This window comes from Bradyrhizobium erythrophlei (genome assembly GCF_900129505.1).
GTDB classification, from domain to species: Bacteria; Pseudomonadota; Alphaproteobacteria; order Rhizobiales; family Xanthobacteraceae; genus Bradyrhizobium; species Bradyrhizobium erythrophlei_D.
Genome location: NZ_LT670818.1, coordinates 6,509,139 through 6,525,723 on the forward strand (window position 1 = coordinate 6,509,139; position 16,585 = coordinate 6,525,723).

Below are 16,585 nucleotides of genomic sequence, written 5' to 3' on the forward strand. Positions count from 1 at the left end.
TTACGCCTTCGCCATGATCGAACCTACTTCGAACAACGTACAGCGTCACTCGGGCATCCGGACGATGAGAGGTGAGGGCGCCGCAGTTGTCGGAAGAAACGGCGGCGCTCCACTTACGTCAGGATGCCTTTCGAGTTGGCGAGCACCATGTAGCGAACCTCAAACGTCAATCGTTGTATTTCGGTCCGCCATGATAGCGGTACGCATCGGGCTCGTCGGTTTGCGTTGCTGTCGTGGAATCGAAAGCATCAAAGGTGGAAGCCGCTTGCCGGTCCGAGGGCCCGGTCGTTTCGGACCAATCCCTCGCGTTCTGCGCGGCGGTTTTCGCAAACGCCTGTCCTGAGATTGCAACCAGCATCATGACCGATGCGGCTAAAGCGAGATTTTTCATAACTATGTTTCCTTACGGTCAGAAATGCCCCATCGCCCGGAAATGCGCATCGCGCCATATCGAACGCCGAGGCTGATGACGGTGATATAGGTTCGCAATCCGCCGATCCCATTAAATCCTGCTTTAGAAAGAGAACATCGGCGTGAGGGTGCGAAGCGTTCACGGCGATGAGAGGTGAGGGCGCCGGTTCACGCCAGGCCGGCTCTCTTTTGAACCTTTTCCGTCCCAGCGCATCATAGTTCTATCAGAAGCAGCGACACCCGGCGCGAAGTGCATGGGACGAGCTTTAGAAATCGTAGCAACATTATTCGCCGTGATCGCCGTTGCATGGATAGTGATTGCACGGCGGATAGGCATCTGGCGCGGGCTGCGGGAAGCAAAGCGAAGGCCAGACCGCTCTAAGCACCGCCCGTTTTGATCGTTTGACCGTTCTCGCAGGGTGGCGGCTTCGGTTTCGGCGATGCCGTCAGGATCGAAGCCGGGCTTGGTCACAGATCCCTTTTTAATTTCCGCTTTCCCCAATGCATGTCTTTGCGTGATGGATCGAAAACCCGCTCGACGTGGCGATTGATCGCCTGCAGCGTGGCGATGCGCGCGAACTCGACCGTGCCGTGTTCGGCCGCTTGCGTCAGAAGGTCGGACGCCGCCAGGACCTCCAGCATGTCGCCTTCGGGTTTGGGGGTGATCTGGGCGAGGTGCCTGATTGCGTCGCGCAGCGTCGCGAGTTTGCTGCCATCCTCCAGCAAGATCGGCTCGGCAAAACGTATGGACCAGGACACAACGCCGACTCCGCAACCGAACCGGGATTCAAGCGCATGCCGACCGATTCGTTCCGGATCCTACCTGACCGAACCATACATGAGCGGCCCTGTTTTGTTTTCGGCCGGGAACCTGGAAGGCCGTTGACGGTTTTAACGGGCGCAAATTTCACTGAACGCCCTGCCTTCAGGACATCAGGGAGCGACCCAATGACCGACAAAATCACGATTGAACAGAAGTGGCATCAGCAATCGGAAGCCGCCAAAAACGAGGCCGAACAACTTCCCCAGGGTAAGGAGCGCGATGCTCTTGTGAGAAAGGCACGGCAATTAAGGACCGCCTCGCAAATCAATGGATGGCTCTCATCGCCAGGGCTACAGCCGCCGAAGTAACCCGCCGTTGCGGACTCGGCCACGATCCGGACGATGAGAGGTGAGGTACCCGGGTCAGGCTGGCGGGTTTTCTTTTGTGTGCGTCTGGGGCGCCTCCGGGTTACTACGACGACAAGGTCTAAGTAGCGAAGCTTGTGCTTTGAACCAGCCGGGGTCCACGCTGGCTAGCTTTTTGGTACTGGCCGAAATAGGACATTCGCCATTCAAGCTCGGCCACTCGCTTAGGGACAGTCGGGGCGACCTTGATGGTTTCGGAGACAGGATCCGATGGCCAGCCGGTCGAACAGGGCTTGCAGTTCGGGCCGTAGCCCGTCGCCGCAAAAGAGCCGCGATAGAGTGAAATTTGCGCATGTCACACGCCTGTGTGTTTTGGGCACGATAGGAGTTGGCGGGCTGCGAACCACCCGATTACCGACTTAGACTACACAACGGCATTGGGCGCATCCGGACGAGGAGCGGTGAGGGCGGCCAGTTTTAGCAACCGCGGCAAATGCCCTTGGTCAAGCCTGCCACTACAGCAGACGAACTATCGAAGCTAAAGAAGGAGCTGTCCGCCACGCGCGACCGCCGGGCGCCCAAGGGCGAGGCTAGTGGAGGCGCTGGACAGCCCGTCAAGCCGCGGCATGTCCCGCTCGCAGATGCCGGCGTCGATTTTTTCACCTGCCGACCGTGCCACGAACTCGCATCTTTTGACTCCCGACAACGGCAAGCAGTGGAAGTCGGGTGAGTACCTCGAGCAATATAAATCCGCTCTCGCGCTCGCAGGTACCGAGCACATGACGTTCCACGAGCTCAGGCATTCCTATGCAAGCACGATGGTTCGGGCAGGGGCGGGCCTGATCGTCGTGGCGGAGGCTCTCGGTCACAGTGACGTCCGGATGGTGACAAAGCACTACGCGCATCTCGCGCCATCGTTCGTCGCGGAAACGGTTGGACGAACGGTGCCGAATTTGTTGGCGACTTGGTGACCGAGTCGGCCGCGTCTAGTTCGTCAGCCCTGAGTCGCCCGCGAAGCCCATGCGCCCAACCGCGCCCAAGGTGTTCGAGAGAAGCCTTTGTATATGGGGATTGCGCGAACATAGCGGATACTATCACAGCGTGCTCTCGCTTCTGTCCGAAAAATAAATATTCGGTGCCAAGCTGGCGCCGTGGCGATTGCAGAAAGCCGCGCTGCAAGCCTACCTTTTGAGTTCGCTTGTATGTCGCTTGTATGTCACGCAGTATCATGTAGTCGCTGCGAGGTCGCTTGACGCTGCCTGCGAGTTGCCTGTTCTCTACTCGAACGGCAACCGACGGAGCGCGTAGAAATGTCCAAACCAAGTTTTCCAATTCCCTCTGCAGCTCTGACTGTCGACGAGGCGGCCGATTATCTTCGGGTCTCCCGCGCTACCATTTGGCGGCTGTTAAGAAACAAGTCGTTGGCCCGCGCTCGCATTGGAGGAAGAACGGTCGTTCGCCGTGTCGATGCCGAAGCGTTTTTGGCGCGCGCAGTCGACGTCGCGTGAGCGCCGCCGCAAACCCAGATCCAGCGTCGCCCGCTCGATCGCCAGCCGATCATACTCAGACGAGAGACACGAACATGCCAGCTATCGCAGATCAAGTTGCAACGCTAGAAGACGATCACGCCACCGCCATGGCGTCGATCGACGCGCAAAACGCCACGATAGAGAAGTTGAAGTTGTCGCTCGCCGCGATGACGAAAGAGAAGCTGGCGCTCGAAGCGCGAGTTGCAGAGTATCAGAAGCACAAAGACGAGACGATCGCCGCCGTCGAAGCCTTGGCGAGCTCGACGCTCGACATGCTGCGAACCGTGCAGCGTCCCGCCGGCATGCCGGCCGCTGTCGTCCCGTTTGCACCAAAGGGGAAGACCGCTACGGGCCTGCCAATTGTGGCTTCTGCCGGCTTCGACGACGTTCTTATCACAGAAGACATGCTGAAACCCGAGCCGCCTCAGCCGTCCGTCGCTGCAGTCGGGACGCATCTTGGCGACGAAATTGACACTCGCATTCTTGCCACGGATAGGGCGCCCGTAGTCACCGCGCCGCGGCCCGGGCCGACATCCGCCGTCGACCGCATAAAGCGACACTTTCTGCCAGCACTGACGTCCACGCGGCGGCCCGGCGACTCGGCGATGCGCGTGGACCCCGGCGAACTGCCGATGTTCCTGCGACGCGACACGGTCTTTGCCCGTACGGCGGATGCAGCATGAGCGCCGCCGGGATGCCGACGCCGCGTACGATCGATCTCGATCTTCTGCTGAAGCGGCTCGGCGGGTTTCCGATCATAGGCCTGGCGCACGCTGGCTCCGCTGAAAAGCAAGCCCGGTGGGCGCGCGACGATCTCAAAGCAAGAAACATTCTGCTTCGCGGACACAGGTCAGCGATCGACGCCCTCGTCGCATTCGAAATCGCTCACAAGAAATCGCAGCTTCAGATGTACGACGAGTTCGTCGATAATCTCCTGCTTTGCCGAACTGACGGCCGACCGAACAAACACTCCGCATTGCGCGACCTCCTGATTTTCACCCAACAGTTTTTTCTTCAGTCGGTCGGGCGGCTCGAGATACGGGACGCCCGCAAACGCACGGCGCAGATGCTCGGATTAACTTGCGACACTAAATTCGTTCGCACGCGGCGGCTGTCAATCGATCAAGTAAAATGGGCCGAAGAGCGAACGATCGCCAGGTTTAGACTGCTGGAAAGGTGGCGGGGCGATCAGCTTCTAAGTTCGGCCTGGCTGAAAGCCGTTTATGTGCTCGGCTTTTACATCGCCGAAATGAACGGCGCGCCGCTCGACCCGGAGGCGTTCTGCACGGATGCGACGTGTTTAGTCTCAGTCTGCCGCACGCTTGAGGCCGTCGAACGGCTGGACCGGATTGAGAAGAGCGCCGCCCGCAAAGCCGGAAAGCGCATGATGGGCCAACGCGGCAATGCTCGCCCGGAGCTGAGCGTGAACTAGGTTGTTTTCAATCACTATTTCCGCTGTCGGCGCCACCGTAGTTTTAAAAATGCATGCTGAACTGTGGCAGAGGATAGACCTTGGCACATCCCATCCCAAAAGCGGCCTTAGATGACCGGCTGGCGTTTGTCGGCACTGCCGGCAGCGGTAAGACCTACAATGCCGGCAGTTGCGTCGAGCGTTTGCTGAGCGCTAAGGCGCGCGCGGTAGTGATTGATCCTCTTGGGGTCTGGTGGGGCTTGCGCCTCATGGCTGATGGCGCGACGGAATCGTCGTTCAACATCCCGATCTTCGGAGGCGATCACGGCGATCTCGCCCTGACGGAGCATGCGGGCGCGCTAATCGGCGAAACGGTTGCCGGTATGGCCGAGAGCTGCATCCTCGACTTGAGCCAAATCGGTACCAAGGCTGGCGAACGCCGGTTCATGTTTGCATTCCTCACCGCGCTTTATCGAGGCGTGAACGGCTCGCCGGTACATCTGGTGATCGACGAGGCCGATATGTGGGCGCCGCAGCGCCTGCTCGATAAGGAAGGCGAAGCCGCGAAGCTCCTGGGTATGATGGAGACTATTGTCCGGCGTGGCCGGGTGAAAGGCTTCATACCGTGGCTCATCACACAGCGCCCCGCCGTGCTGTCCAAGGACGTGCTTAGCCAAGCTGACGGCATGATAGCGTTCAAGCTGACCGCCTCGCAGGACCGAGACGCGATCGGCGCGTGGATCGAGGGACAGGCCGACAAGCAGGAGGGCAAGAATATCTTGGCCGCCCTGCCCAGCCTGGAGCGCGGCAGGGGCTTCGTCTGGATCCCCACTCGCGGCATTCTCGAAACTGCCGCTTTCCCACTCAAGGTCACGTTCGATTCCTCCCGCGCCCCCAAGCGCGGCGAGAAGAAAAATGATGCCGTTCTGCGCCCGCTTGATCTCGGTAAGCTGATGGACCGGCTTTCCAAGGTTGAGGCCGAAACCAAGGCGAACGATCCAAAGGCATTGAAAGCCGAGATTGCAGGTCTGAAACGGGAATTGGCGATCGCCGGGAAACCCCCGGCCAATGATCCAAAGGCGGTAGATGACGCCTATCAGAACGGGCTTGCCGCGGGACTGGCGCGTGGTGAGACCCGGGCTAGGGCAGCGCTGGCGGCGGTCGAGAGCCGCCTGAAGGACGCGCTGGCCGTGGCTGGCGCCTCGATAGAGTCGCTAGATAGCCCCATGCCGGCGCCGCTACCGCGGCGGCAAGTCGCTGCGCCGCCGGTTCGGGCCGCCCGACCAGCCGCTCCGTTGGTCAAAGCGAACGGTCAATTCAATCGTTCCCAGCATCGCATCCTGCGGTCGCTGGCGATGTGGAAGGCGTTGGGCCATGACAGCCCGTCGCGGGAGATGGTCGCGGCTGCGTCCGGCTACAGCCCGTCGTCTGGCGGCTTCAATAACCTGCTGGGTGGCCTCGCAACGGCCGGCGCAATCGGCAAGCCGATGCCTGGACATCTTAACCTGTTGATGGCTGTCGATGACATGACCGCCGACGAAGGGCGGGACATGCTGCTGGGCTATTTGAGCAACCCGCAGCGTAAGTTGGTCGATGCCATGAATGGCGCTGGCGATCTCTCGCGCGACGACCTCGGAAACCGCACCGATTATTCGTCATCCAGCGGCGGCTTCAACAATCTGATCGGTTCGCTGTCAACGCTCGGCCTGATTACAAAGCCGTCGGCTGGCTATGTTGCGCTCGCCGGTTGGGCGCAAGAACTGATCGCGGCCTGACGTTGCCGGAAGAGGAGAGAACAGCCATGCGAACGGCAGACGAAAATAATTGGCGTGATGGCGTCTTCGTGACGCCCGCTAAGGCTGCATCGATTCTCGGCTATTCGATCGGGACCGTCCGCAATCTGCTTTTCAACGAAGGGCTCAGGGCGGTTCGCCAGGCTCGGGGCGGTCCAATGTTTGTGACCGTCGAAAGCCTCATCGAATTGATCGACGGTGCTGAGCCGGTTTCAAAAGCCGAGCTGGCGCGCCTCGCGCGCGCTGCGAACCATTCTGCGCCGCTCGCTTTGATTCAGGGCGGTCGGAAATAAGAAACGGCGCCGCCGGTTGGAGCCGACAGCGCCGTGAACAGAAAGCTTTGTGCATGAACAATCTAGCATCTTGGACGCGCGTCATCAAGGCGCGAGTCTCTCCGCTGTCGGAAATCGACGCGTTCGGCGAGCCGCGCGGATGAATGCTGCCCCAAATTTAAGCCCGACAACGTTCGCCGGCTTCTACGCGCTCGGATACCAGCGCTTGACCCCCGTGGTCCCCCACGACGCGGCGATCAGCGAAAAGTCATCGCTGGCGTTGCGCGTCGGGACCGATGCAGATAGTCGCGGCAAGGCCGTCGGCGTGCGCGGTGCCGACGGGAGATGGCATGGCTTCGATTGGGTGCCATACGAATCAGACGAACGCGACTGCCAGCGCTGGCAAGCGATGGGCGCCGGCATCGGCATCAAGACCGGGCAGGGCATAGTCGCGATCGACGCGGATACAACAAATCTGGAATGGGCGAGCCTGATCCAGCTGGAATTTTTCAAGCGTTTTGGCGCAACCCCATGTCGCATAGGCCGATTCCCCAAAGCGCTGTACTTGGTGGCGATCTCGTCACCGATGAAATACACGCGGGTTGAGTTCGGGGAGCTCGACGCCAAGGGTCGGCTCAAAGACCGTGTCGAGATCCTTAGCGACGGCCGTCAGTTTGTCGCGCACGGCATCCACCCCGACACCAAGGCGCCGTACACCTGGACGCGCCCGCTTGTTGCGCGTGACCAGCTTCCAACGTTCTCGCCCGCGGAAATCGTCGCGTTCCTTGAAGAGCTGCGCACGCTGTTGCCGGCTGCAAAGCCGCTGATAACGGAAGGTGCCACGACTGACATCAGCCAGGCCTCGCTAAGGGGCCCGATCGATATGGTGCGCAGAGCCGTGGCCGCTACGCCGAACACGTCAGCGGCATTCGGGACGCGCGAAGCGTACCGGGACTATGGCTATGCGATCCGTGCCGCGCTGCCCGACAACGAGCCGGCCGCCTTTGAGATTTTCTCCGAATGGTGCGGGAGATGGGAAGACGGCGTTAATGCCGAGAAAATCGTGAGGTCTGATTGGTCGCGCTTCAAACCACCATTCAGGCGGGGCGCCTCGTGGCTGTATGAACTCGCCGAACAGCACGCGCCCGAGCAGTTCAGGAAGGTAGACGTGTTCTTCGACGTCATTCCCGAGCCGGAAGCGTCGGTGGGCCAAAGCCAAACACCCCACGCTCTCGAGCCCAGCCTTTACACTTTTCCTAGTCCTGCGAGCATCCCGCGTCGCCAATGGGTTTACGGGGACCATTATATCCGCGGTTTTGTTTCGGCCACCGTCGCGCCCGGGGGCCTCGGGAAATCATCGCTCACAATCGCTGAGGCGCTCGCCATGGCATCCGGCAAACCGCTGCTCGGGGTTAAATCCCGCGGGCAGTTTCGGGTCTGGCTCTGGAACGGCGAAGATCCGCGCGACGAGCTCGACCGACGAATCTCTGCAGCGATGCAGCATTACGGCCTGACCTCAGGCGACGTTGGCGATCGGCTGCTCGTCGACAGCGGCATGGAGCAGGAAATCGTTCTGGCTCGGGAAACTCGCAATGGGGCCCTAATCGTCGAGCCCGTAGCCGGTGCTCTGATTTCGGCGCTCCAGCGTAAGAACATCGACGTGTTCGCCGCCGATCCTTTTGTGAGCTCGCATAAAGTCAGCGAGAATGACAATGGCGCGATCGACCTCGTCGTGAAGCGTTGGGCCAAGATCGCTTTTATCACCAACTCATCGATTGAGCTCGTGCATCACGTACGAAAGACGAATGGCGAAGAGGTGACGGTAGAAGACGCCCGCGGCGCATCCGCGCTGGTAAACGGAACTCGGGTCACCCGGGCCCTGACGCGCATGACCGCGAAGGAAGGCCAATCCATGGGGGTCGCCGAGCCCTGGCGGTATTTCCGCTCGGGCGGGGTCGCTAAGAACAATCTGGCGCCTTCGGCCGGCTCGCCTGCGGACAAGGCCGAGTGGTTCACTTTGAAATCTGAGATGCTCGGGAACGGCCCGGGCCACGGTGTGGAGGCATTAATGACAGGCGATGCAGTTGGCGTGGTCACCCGCGCGGAGCTAACGGCGATGGCCGATACACACGACCCCGACCAGGCCGCGAGGGCCTTCCAGCTTATTCGCGCCGGCAACTGGCGTTCTGACGTGCGCGCTGGAGATGCATGGGTCGGTCATCCCATAGCGCAAGCTTTTGGGCTCGACGCTTCTGACGGCGGCGACAGGACGAGAATACAAGGTATGCTAAAACAGTGGCGGCGCGAACGGCGCATATGCGACGAGGCCGGCAGGGACGGTGCACGCCACGTCAGGCAATTTGTCCGCGTGATCCCGGTATCCGACGCGCCGCCGACCTGTCCCGCCGACGAGGGTGTCTTCGCGTGAGAATCGCAGAAACCCTTGGTACCATTGCGTTTGCGACAGTGCGACAGTCGTTTTTTAACTGTCGCACGCGATTCATCTGCGACAGTCGCATAAATGCCGGATCGAAGGTTTATCGACTGTCGCGCGAGAAACCCTTGGTACTACTGCGTTTGCGACAGTGCGACAGTTCGGAAATGACTGTCGCAAATCAACTGTCGCATGTATGCCTGCGACAGTGCGACAGTCCCGTATTATATAGGGACTGTTGCGCTGACCGTCGCAGCGCCGCAGTGGCGCGGCGGGGAGTGACGCAACCAATCTGGGTACCTCATGATCGCTTTGCCCTAGGATGGCGCGAATGAAGCGGGCGAGGCCGACACCCCGCCGGCTCGGGTGGTCGCAATCGGCGCAATTCCGGCAGATCGGCCGGGACGCGATAAGGCAGTGGAACGCCAAGCGCGATCTGATGCCAAGATGCGACGCAGTTAGCAAAAGCTCTGGCGGGCGATGCCGGCAGTGGCCGATGCAAAACGGGCGGTGCCATTGGCACGGCGGCCGGACTGGCAGGGGGGCGCTTTGGCATCTGCCGCAATATGCCGATTGCAGCACGGTCGCGGGCGAGGCCAAATTCAATCGAAAACTGCGCGACCAGAAAAGGTATGCCGACAAGCGGGCGGCAAGACTGGCAACCATGACGCCCGAACAGCGGGCCAAGCATGACGCCTGGCATCGTGCCCACGCGCCTGGCGCCGCGGCCCCCAGGAGAGCCAATCGCGAGCGGACGCGCCAGAGTGCCGAAGGCAGGCTATTACTCGCCCAGGCGCCTCGCCAGCGGCCCTCAGACCCCGAATCGACGCGGATCAAGAAGGCGCTTGCGGCCGCGAGCGCCGAGCTGGCGCGTTTAGAGGCCCGGTCCGCCGAACCGACCGAAGAGGACGAAGGGATTTTTGCATGAACGACATCAGCAGCGAAGACGACGGATTCGACGAGGATTTTGACGAAGCCGGAGTGCGCGACGAGCTCACCCACAAAATGCGGACCGAAGGGGCGTTGATCGCGTATCGAACCGCGGTCAAGATTTGTCGAGATCCGAAGGCAACCGCTGCCGCAAAGGCATCCGCCGTAAACTCGCTATTCCGCGCCGGCGGCTTTTTCGCCAACCAGGAGTCCGGCGATCGGGAGAAAGACCTTTCCGAAATGACGCCTGCCGAGCTCAAAGCCGCGTTGCGCAAAGCCGAGACGTCGCTGAAAAGCAGGAAGGATGAAATCAGCAAACCGAAAGGTGGCCTATTCGATTGACCGCGGGACGCGGCGCGGGACCTTAGAGTTTGTAGAGCATTATCCCGGCAAGGACGATCAGCAACAAGCATTGGCAGATTTGAAAGACGAGGCCGAACCACTGCCGCTCGTCCATGATATTTAGGCGGTGTTCGAGGTTAAGATGTTTTAGGTCCATGCGGTCCTCGAAAAGCAAGTGTGTCCGACAAGCGATGGTCAGCGGTTCGATCCGCGCGTTTTCAACGCTTCTAAGATGCGCGCAACCCTACGCTTAACAGCCTTGGCATGTAGTCGTCTGGCCATCTTCTCCTTAGCTCTTCGGGCCTGCAAGGCTTTAAATTCGATTGTACCTGGCGCCGGCGGAATCTTGGCGAGAGCGGCTAGGCGCTTTTGCTCGAAAAACTCGGTTAGGTCGGCCTCGTCGATCAGCGGTGGCCGGCCAACAATGTACGGAACACGTCCGCGCAAACAGAGGTATCGGATTTGCCGTGCGGAGCGTTCGAACTTGATCGCCGCTTCAGCGATAGTCAATAGAACGAAGGGCTTTGCCACTGCACCCGCGCTCACATATTCGAACGTTTCCGATTCTCCTTTTGCCCGAGCTTTCCGCCGCGCTTTGAGCTCTTGCTTTCGCAAAACCCGTCGTTGTTTTGCCCCCGCGACATAAATTTCCAAATCTTTTTCGTCTATCGTGGCCGGCCGGCCCAGGATGTATCCCAGCTTCCGTTCAAGTCGAAGTCGCTTAACGTGACCGCGCGAACGCCGCAGCAGCGCCGCGGCTTCGGCTTCAAGCAACAGTTTTGGCAAGCGAATATTAGCGGGCGCGTCGCTCATTCGGCGATGAAGCCGCCGGCGCGGTGCGTATGTCAAATTGCGGATTTGTATCTCGGCGTAGTGAGGCAACAATTACGTTCCCTACACGCGTTTCGTTCCGTATTGTTTTTGCGAGGGACTAGAAACCCCATGTGCAACAGGAGTAAATCTTCAAAATCCGGGGTCTCCGCGTGCATGTCCAGGGCGAAAGCCTAAAGACGCGCGAGGGCCATCTGTAGCTGGCGTTTCTAGCCCCGGAAGACAGCAACGCCACCGCCTTGAAACGCGGTCAGAAAAGGAAGCTACAGATGACAAGCACCAACCTGAAAACTCGCGACACTGAAACGGTCACCAACATCGAAAAGGATTTGGTCGCCGCGCGGCGGGACGGCCGATTCGAGGATGCGCTGCACCACCTGGACGAAATCTTCGTGTTTCACAAGCACACCGAAAGCGCGCTGATCAGAGCGCGTTGCGCGGTGTTGCTTGCAGCGCCAGAGCTACAGGAAGCCGCCTAAAACGCGGCTAGCAAGGAAGCTACGGTGAAAAACAGTGAATCAACGAAGGTCCTTGAGCTGCTCGCAGCAAACGTAAAGGATTTGAAGGCCGCAGTCAGCGAAGGCCGATTTGAGGATGCCCTATCCCAACTTGGCAAAATCGCGTCGGTCCGCGCGACTACTGAAAACGATGCGCTAACGGTGCGACGAGAGACATAGACGTCTGCGAAGCGAAGCGAATGGGGCGCCGATGGCGCCCTTTTTCGTTTCGATCAATTACGCCTGCAGGCGTTCCCGCAGACGCGAGACCGCCTTGGCGGTCCATTCGCCGCGTCCGCTCGGCGTGGGCACGCCCTCAGCCGCGAGCAGGGCCGCAACGGTGCGCAGAGAGCCGGCGCCGGCGGGATCGATGCGCGCGAGAATGGGTGCAAGCGCGTCGGCCTGTGCGTCAGCGGCCGATGATCGCGCCGCTCGCGCCTTGGCGAGATCCGCCGCCGTTCCCGCCCGTCCACGAAATCCACCTAGCTTCTTGCCGCGGGCTTTCGACGCTGCGAGCGCCGCCTTTGTGCGTGCTGAAATCATGCCGGCCTCGAGCTCGGCGACTGACATCATGCTCTGAAGCAGGAAGCGTCCTGTCGGCCCCTCGATCTGCGGAAGGTCGCAGAAGCGGACGTCGACGCCCGCCTCCAAAATTCGGGATAGGAAGCCCTGCGAACGAGCTAGGCGATCGACTTTGGCGACAACCAGCGCCGCGCGGTGTGCTTTGCACAGAGCGAGCGCCTTTGCCAGCTCTGGCCTGTTGTCTGAGCGCTTGCCTGATTCAATCTCGACGAATTCCTTGATCAGCGTCCACTTGCCGCCGTTCAGATAGGTTTCGACGGCCAGGCGCTGCGCCTCGACGCCCAGTCCTGATCGACCTTGCCCCGCGGTCGAGACACGCAAATACGAAATGAAGCGGCCTTGTGCCATGGAATTTGTCCCTGTGTCATTCAATGCAACGACCGTTGCACACAGCGACACGGAGCACAATCGCCAATTCGGCTATTTCAAACGCGTCTGAACGCGAGCACGTTGCCTCGCGGTTGCGGCGCCGCGGGTTGATTTACCGAGCCAACCATTGCGCCGGCGCGCCGCAGGTCTTCGGCAAGCGTAGCGGCAGCTCGGGACGCGCTGGCGATGAGAGTGGACAGCGCTCGCCGGTTGGCGGGCGAGTCGGGATTTTGCAGTTCGTCTTTGATAACGCCAAGGGTCGCCGCGACGTAGCGGGCTTGCATGTCGGGTTCAGTGAGCATGGTCAGTGCGTCCTGGTGGTCACAATGCGGGGATAGCGATCGATACCGCCGTGACGGTCAACAATCCTCTAACTTCCCGGGGTCGTCGCCCCAGGTCGACAGGCCGAACGCGCGGCGTCCGGCGCCAGCCCGGCGAAGATTGGCCTGACGCTAATGCAAGTGAGAAGCATTCGTAACTGAACGCCCTCGACGCCCTCGTGGCTTGTGGCATGCCAGCGGAACCCGGGCCCTGCCCCCTGGGGACGGTTTGGCGATCGTGTCCGCGGCCTCGTCGGGCGCCCATACAAAAATTTTCCCGCGCCGAACTTTTGACCGGCGCCACGCCGTCTCGCTCGCGCAAACCCTACCGGTTTCGAGCCCTGTAACCGCTCAGTTTCCGCACGTAGCCTTCAACCACTGTAACGGGATTGAGGGCGCGAAATGCGATCGGCGGCACAGGCATCGGACCCGGCGCAACAGACGCGTCCGGAAAACGCTCTCGACCTAACCGTCGGCGGCGTGCTGGCCAGTTTGGAGCAAGCCGCCCGCGGAGATCACACCGCCTGGGCGCTTTCAAACGCGATGGAAAGCGTAGAAGCCCATTATCGCGACGCGAAGACTGGGCCGATTTCGACCGCGCAATGCGACGAGTTGTTGTCGGCGGTGATCCGGGCGCAGCTAGGCGCCATCAAACATCTTCCGGAATCGTATCGCCGAGAGCAGATCGACGCCGGCATGCAGGCTTTAGCGGGTCAAGTGATGCTGTGGGCTGAAACCCGCGAAAGATCAAAGCAACGAACGTGGCACGCGCTTGCCGATCTCGGCGCCTATGCGCGCATGTTTCGAAACGATCTGCACAACATTTCGCTTGTCGAAGAGGTCGAGCGCCGAGCTTGGCAGCGGCGCGACGCCGAAATTCAAAAGCTTATGAGGCCGGACGGCCGCAGCGAAGCAGCAGGGGCCTGAAATGTCACGGCTTGCAAAATCTGAAATCACGGTCCCCGCAATCGCGGCTAGCAGTAGCGTCGAACGATGCATCGCATTGCTGGATACAGCGGCGCGAGGCGAGAACGTCGCAACCGCGATGTTCGAAGCTGTAGTGATGATCCAGCGCGGTCGCGAGGATCGAGTAACAGACGGTTCGATTGACCCTGAACAGCGGGGCATGCTGCTGATGGCCTCGGTCCGAGCGCAGACGGGCGCAGCGACGCATCTACCAACCGATTACGACCGAGCGTCCCTCAACATCGGAATGTGGGCGATGGCCTATCAAATCACGATGTGGGCAGAGAGCCTCGATAAGACATCGCGTCGAAATTCCGACGATGTTCTGGATTTTCACGACGGTGCTCGCGTTTTGCAAAACGAGCTGGAAAATATCGTGTTGCGTGAAAAGATTGCAGAGCGGGCGCGTAGTCGCCTCGCTCGGAATCTGCCGTCACACGTGCCTGTTTACAGCGTTTAGACCGGCGGGACCCAATGCCGTATCCCTCTCTCTACAGCATCACTTACAGCTACATGGGCTTTCAGCAGTCGCAGGGCAACAACGCGTTCCCTGGCACGCAGATCGACGCCGATCTGGATGGGCTGGCGGCGAGCGTCACCAATCTTTCCGCGTTCATGAAGACGGCCATTCGGTCAGACGGCCAACTGAACAACGGCCTAGTCACATTCGATACCTTATCTCCGAGCGTGCAGACGGCTGGGCTTGCGCCGGCAAACGCGTGGATGACGGCGACGCTGTATCTCCTGAACGCGAGCACCATTCAAGCAGGCACCCTTTATCGCTCGACTGTCGACCACACGTCCGGCGTTTTCGCGACCGATCTGGCCGCAGGAAAGTGGGTTTTTGTCGCCGCGCTCACGGCCGCATTTACGCCTGGCGCGAATCTGCAACTTGTCGGTCCTGTATTTTCCGTCATCCCGTCGCCTGCTTTTACCGCGCCTACCGCGTCGACAGCGGCTCCCGGCACCAATTCTACGCAGCTCGCGACGACCGCGTACCTGGACTCGAAACTCGCTGCAGCGAATGGTGTCGCAACGCTAGATGGTGCCGGCAAGCTAACTGCGGCGCAGATCCCGGCCGCGCTCGTTGGAGCCGTTCAGTATCAGGGGACGTGGAACGCCAGCACGAACAGCCCGGCGCTTGCGTCAGGCGTTGGCACTAAGGGCTTTTACTACAAGGTCAGTGTGGCTGGCGCGACGACGATCGACACTATCAGCCAGTGGAACATTGGTGACACGATAATATTCGACGGCACGACGTGGGATAAGATCGACGGTATCGCGAGCGAAGTCGTCTCGGTCGCCGGTCGAACCGGCGTCGTAACGCTGGCATTCACCGATATTTCCAGTCAAGCGACGTTAGCACAACTGCCAACGCTGGCCGCGAATACAGTGCTCGGCAGCATCGCTGGCGGTGCGCCGATTGCGCTCACGACCGCGCAGCACACGTCGCTTGTCAACGCGTTCACGACCACGCTTAACGGGTTGGTTCCGAATCCGGGCACTGTGGCAAGTAAATTTCTACGCGACGACGGGAGCTGGCAGGCTGTCGCGGGCGCCGGCACGGTCACTAACGTTGCGACTGGCGTCGGCCTTAAAGGTGGGCCGATCACAGCGGGGGGTACGCTTTCGATCGATGCGTCGTATATGCGCGGCCGCATTTCGGGCTTGACGCTTTCGACGGCGGGCGCGTCAACAGCGTTCGGGATTGCCGCTGGCGTTGCAACTGATGGCACCAATGCCGATATGATGTTGTTCGCGTCGGCTTACACCAAGACGACCGCAGCGTGGGCGGTTGGCAGTGCTACCGGCTCGTTTGACGGTACGGGGTCGGCACCAAGCGCCACGGCAGGATGGTATCACGTCCATCTAATCAAGCGCCCGGACACCGGCGTTGTTGACATTCTAACTTCACTCTCTGCCGCCGCACCGACGCTGCCGGCGAATTACACGCTGTTCCGTCGTATCGGTTCGATGAAAACCAACGGGTCGTTCCAGTGGATTAAGTTTTTGCAACAGGGAGACAGATATATTTGGGACGCGCCTGTTGGGGACGTGAACGCCTTCGCCCTGTCGACCACTTCGACCTTGCTTCCTCTTACGGTGCCACCCGGAATTTCGGTGGAGGTCACATTCCTCGGGTTTTGGACTGCAGGCACTGCCACCGCTGAGATGACGTTTCAGTCGCCGTTGACTAGCACCCAGGCATCGAATAGCCCACTTGGCAACGTATCACTGATAAACAGCGCTGCTAGTTCCAATGCCTCTGGGCAATTTACCTTTCAAACTGACACTTCTCAAAACATAAGAGCAGTTGCGGCGGGGGCCTACACTGGCCCCGCCCTATATGTTGTAACGCAAAGCTGGCTGGATACGAGAGGGCGCTTCCTGTGACGATGGTTTTTGTCTCGCGTGATCCTGTCACCAAGGCGATCAATGGCGTTCTGGCGAACCGCGCTGACTGCGCGCCCGAAGCTCTCGACGACGCCACTCCCGAAGTGGTCGCCTTCCTCAATCCTCCGAAACCGCAAGAGGTTCTTTCGCAAGACCTGATGGCGCAATTCACTGCGGCCGACGCGGCGGCAATTCAGTCGGCTATCGCTGGCAATGTGCAGTTCTGGCTACTGTGGTCCGCGATGGTGGCGCAGAAAGACCCGATGTTCGTTACCAACGCGCGCTTTCTCGCGGGCTGGGCTGCGCTGATTCAGGTGCTCGGCCAACCGCGCATGGATGCGATCGCAGCCGCGCTCGGCGTGACGGTGCATTAAAC

The 16,585-nt window shown here is 60.3% G+C and carries 21 protein-coding genes; 15 read left to right on the plus strand and 6 right to left on the minus strand.

What is annotated here, in order from left to right:
• Positions 1-166: 166 nt before the first annotated feature.
• Together B5525_RS30185 and B5525_RS30190 are read right to left on the minus strand one after the other, a co-directional pair.
• On the minus strand, positions 167-391 hold the full coding sequence (locus B5525_RS30185) for a hypothetical protein (RefSeq protein ID WP_079569264.1): 225 nt from the start codon (positions 389-391) through the stop codon (positions 167-169).
• Between the two features lie 488 nt (positions 392-879).
• Positions 880-1,170, minus strand: a complete 291-nt coding sequence (locus tag B5525_RS30190) for a hypothetical protein (RefSeq protein ID WP_079569265.1) — start codon at positions 1,168-1,170, stop codon at positions 880-882.
• A gap of 189 nt (positions 1,171-1,359) precedes the next feature.
• Here B5525_RS30190 and B5525_RS30195 point away from each other — a divergent pair, with 189 nt between their 5' ends.
• The 5 genes from B5525_RS30195 to B5525_RS30215 all read left to right on the plus strand — a co-directional run bounded on the left by B5525_RS30195 (position 1,360) and on the right by B5525_RS30215 (position 4,500).
• Complete coding sequence (locus B5525_RS30195; protein ID WP_079569266.1) at positions 1,360-1,542, plus strand: hypothetical protein; 183 nt, start codon at positions 1,360-1,362, stop codon at positions 1,540-1,542.
• A gap of 623 nt (positions 1,543-2,165) precedes the next feature.
• Positions 2,166-2,510 (plus strand): tyrosine-type recombinase/integrase, encoded by a 345-nt coding sequence (locus B5525_RS30200; RefSeq protein WP_154073526.1) that lies wholly within the window; start codon positions 2,166-2,168, stop codon positions 2,508-2,510.
• Positions 2,511-2,849: 339 nt separating this feature from the next.
• The gene (locus B5525_RS30205; protein WP_079569268.1) at positions 2,850-3,047 is read left to right on the plus strand and encodes a helix-turn-helix domain-containing protein; all 198 of its coding nucleotides are present in this window, start codon (positions 2,850-2,852) and stop codon (positions 3,045-3,047) included.
• Between the two features lie 74 nt (positions 3,048-3,121).
• Positions 3,122-3,751, plus strand: a complete 630-nt coding sequence (locus tag B5525_RS30210; protein ID WP_079569269.1) for a DUF4200 domain-containing protein — start codon at positions 3,122-3,124, stop codon at positions 3,749-3,751.
• Positions 3,748-4,500 (plus strand): hypothetical protein, encoded by a 753-nt coding sequence (locus tag B5525_RS30215; protein ID WP_079569270.1) that lies wholly within the window; start codon positions 3,748-3,750, stop codon positions 4,498-4,500. The genes B5525_RS30210 and B5525_RS30215 overlap by 4 nt, the downstream gene beginning before the upstream one ends.
• Before the next feature lie 107 nt (positions 4,501-4,607).
• Here B5525_RS30215 and B5525_RS44640 read toward each other — a convergent pair whose 3' ends face one another.
• Positions 4,608-4,829: a hypothetical protein gene (locus tag B5525_RS44640; protein ID WP_154073527.1), complete on the minus strand. Its 222-nt coding sequence runs from the start codon at positions 4,827-4,829 to the stop codon at positions 4,608-4,610.
• A gap of 153 nt (positions 4,830-4,982) precedes the next feature.
• Between B5525_RS44640 and B5525_RS30220 the strand changes: the two genes are divergently transcribed.
• From B5525_RS30220 to B5525_RS30240, 5 genes are all read left to right on the plus strand, one after another.
• The gene (locus tag B5525_RS30220; protein WP_154073528.1) at positions 4,983-6,254 is read left to right on the plus strand and encodes a hypothetical protein; all 1,272 of its coding nucleotides are present in this window, start codon (positions 4,983-4,985) and stop codon (positions 6,252-6,254) included.
• Positions 6,255-6,256: 2 nt separating this feature from the next.
• On the plus strand, positions 6,257-6,565 hold the full coding sequence (locus tag B5525_RS30225; RefSeq protein WP_154073529.1) for a hypothetical protein: 309 nt from the start codon (positions 6,257-6,259) through the stop codon (positions 6,563-6,565).
• A 139-nt stretch (positions 6,566-6,704) separates the two neighbouring features.
• Complete coding sequence (locus tag B5525_RS30230) at positions 6,705-8,972, plus strand: AAA family ATPase (protein ID WP_079569273.1); 2,268 nt, start codon at positions 6,705-6,707, stop codon at positions 8,970-8,972.
• Positions 8,973-9,474: 502 nt separating this feature from the next.
• Positions 9,475-9,906: a hypothetical protein gene (locus tag B5525_RS30235; protein WP_079569274.1), complete on the plus strand. Its 432-nt coding sequence runs from the start codon at positions 9,475-9,477 to the stop codon at positions 9,904-9,906.
• Positions 9,903-10,250, plus strand: a complete 348-nt coding sequence (locus tag B5525_RS30240; protein ID WP_079569275.1) for a hypothetical protein — start codon at positions 9,903-9,905, stop codon at positions 10,248-10,250. Before B5525_RS30235 ends, B5525_RS30240 begins: the two co-directional genes overlap by 4 nt.
• Before the next feature lie 195 nt (positions 10,251-10,445).
• Here B5525_RS30240 and B5525_RS30245 read toward each other — a convergent pair whose 3' ends face one another.
• Entirely contained in the window at positions 10,446-11,063 is a 618-nt protein-coding gene (locus B5525_RS30245; protein WP_079569276.1) for a hypothetical protein, read from the minus strand.
• Between the two features lie 287 nt (positions 11,064-11,350).
• Between B5525_RS30245 and B5525_RS30250 the strand changes: the two genes are divergently transcribed.
• Positions 11,351-11,560 (plus strand): hypothetical protein, encoded by a 210-nt coding sequence (locus B5525_RS30250; protein WP_079569277.1) that lies wholly within the window; start codon positions 11,351-11,353, stop codon positions 11,558-11,560.
• A gap of 255 nt (positions 11,561-11,815) precedes the next feature.
• Here the strand turns inward: B5525_RS30250 and B5525_RS30255 are convergent, their stop codons facing one another.
• A complete protein-coding gene (locus B5525_RS30255) occupies positions 11,816-12,508 on the minus strand; it encodes a recombinase family protein (RefSeq protein WP_079569278.1) in 693 nt (230 codons plus the stop codon).
• A gap of 77 nt (positions 12,509-12,585) precedes the next feature.
• Entirely contained in the window at positions 12,586-12,831 is a 246-nt protein-coding gene (locus tag B5525_RS30260) for a hypothetical protein (protein WP_079569279.1), read from the minus strand.
• 420 nt (positions 12,832-13,251) lie between these two features.
• On the opposite strand from B5525_RS30260, the gene B5525_RS45540 reads away from it, so the two are divergent.
• The 4 genes from B5525_RS45540 to B5525_RS30280 are packed head-to-tail and all read left to right on the plus strand — an operon-like array spanning position 13,252 to position 16,583.
• Positions 13,252-13,776 carry a hypothetical protein gene (locus tag B5525_RS45540; RefSeq protein ID WP_079569280.1) on the plus strand — a complete coding sequence of 175 codons (525 nt, stop codon included), beginning with the start codon at positions 13,252-13,254 and terminating at the stop codon, positions 13,774-13,776.
• Between the two features lies 1 nt (position 13,777).
• On the plus strand, positions 13,778-14,275 hold the full coding sequence (locus tag B5525_RS30270) for a hypothetical protein (protein WP_154073531.1): 498 nt from the start codon (positions 13,778-13,780) through the stop codon (positions 14,273-14,275).
• Between the two features lie 14 nt (positions 14,276-14,289).
• Positions 14,290-16,209, plus strand: a complete 1,920-nt coding sequence (locus tag B5525_RS30275; RefSeq protein ID WP_079569282.1) for a hypothetical protein — start codon at positions 14,290-14,292, stop codon at positions 16,207-16,209.
• Positions 16,206-16,583, plus strand: coding sequence for a hypothetical protein (locus tag B5525_RS30280; RefSeq protein ID WP_154073532.1), 378 nt, complete (start codon positions 16,206-16,208; stop codon positions 16,581-16,583). The genes B5525_RS30275 and B5525_RS30280 overlap by 4 nt, the downstream gene beginning before the upstream one ends.
• Positions 16,584-16,585: the final 2 nt, after the last annotated feature.

What these genes read in the sequence shown, in the direction of transcription:
- B5525_RS30255 (WP_079569278.1), bottom strand. Translation starts at nt 12,508, where the DNA reads ATGGCACAAGGCCGCTTCATTTCGTATTTGCGTGTCTCGACCGCGGGG.
- B5525_RS30230 (WP_079569273.1), top strand. Translation starts at nt 6,705, where the DNA reads ATGAATGCTGCCCCAAATTTAAGCCCGACAACGTTCGCCGGCTTCTAC.
- B5525_RS30200 (WP_154073526.1), top strand. Translation starts at nt 2,166, where the DNA reads ATGTCCCGCTCGCAGATGCCGGCGTCGATTTTTTCACCTGCCGACCGT.
- B5525_RS30205 (WP_079569268.1), top strand. Translation starts at nt 2,850, where the DNA reads ATGTCCAAACCAAGTTTTCCAATTCCCTCTGCAGCTCTGACTGTCGAC.
- B5525_RS30235 (WP_079569274.1), top strand. Translation starts at nt 9,475, where the DNA reads ATGCAAAACGGGCGGTGCCATTGGCACGGCGGCCGGACTGGCAGGGGG.
- B5525_RS30250 (WP_079569277.1), top strand. Translation starts at nt 11,351, where the DNA reads ATGACAAGCACCAACCTGAAAACTCGCGACACTGAAACGGTCACCAAC.
- B5525_RS30270 (WP_154073531.1), top strand. Translation starts at nt 13,778, where the DNA reads ATGTCACGGCTTGCAAAATCTGAAATCACGGTCCCCGCAATCGCGGCT.
- B5525_RS44640 (WP_154073527.1), bottom strand. Translation starts at nt 4,829, where the DNA reads ATGCTCCGTCAGGGCGAGATCGCCGTGATCGCCTCCGAAGATCGGGAT.
- B5525_RS30195 (WP_079569266.1), top strand. Translation starts at nt 1,360, where the DNA reads ATGACCGACAAAATCACGATTGAACAGAAGTGGCATCAGCAATCGGAA.
- B5525_RS45540 (WP_079569280.1), top strand. Translation starts at nt 13,252, where the DNA reads ATGCGATCGGCGGCACAGGCATCGGACCCGGCGCAACAGACGCGTCCG.
- B5525_RS30275 (WP_079569282.1), top strand. Translation starts at nt 14,290, where the DNA reads ATGCCGTATCCCTCTCTCTACAGCATCACTTACAGCTACATGGGCTTT.
- B5525_RS30245 (WP_079569276.1), bottom strand. Translation starts at nt 11,063, where the DNA reads ATGAGCGACGCGCCCGCTAATATTCGCTTGCCAAAACTGTTGCTTGAA.
- B5525_RS30215 (WP_079569270.1), top strand. Translation starts at nt 3,748, where the DNA reads ATGAGCGCCGCCGGGATGCCGACGCCGCGTACGATCGATCTCGATCTT.
- B5525_RS30260 (WP_079569279.1), bottom strand. Translation starts at nt 12,831, where the DNA reads ATGCTCACTGAACCCGACATGCAAGCCCGCTACGTCGCGGCGACCCTT.
- B5525_RS30240 (WP_079569275.1), top strand. Translation starts at nt 9,903, where the DNA reads ATGAACGACATCAGCAGCGAAGACGACGGATTCGACGAGGATTTTGAC.
- B5525_RS30210 (WP_079569269.1), top strand. Translation starts at nt 3,122, where the DNA reads ATGCCAGCTATCGCAGATCAAGTTGCAACGCTAGAAGACGATCACGCC.
- B5525_RS30185 (WP_079569264.1), bottom strand. Translation starts at nt 391, where the DNA reads ATGAAAAATCTCGCTTTAGCCGCATCGGTCATGATGCTGGTTGCAATC.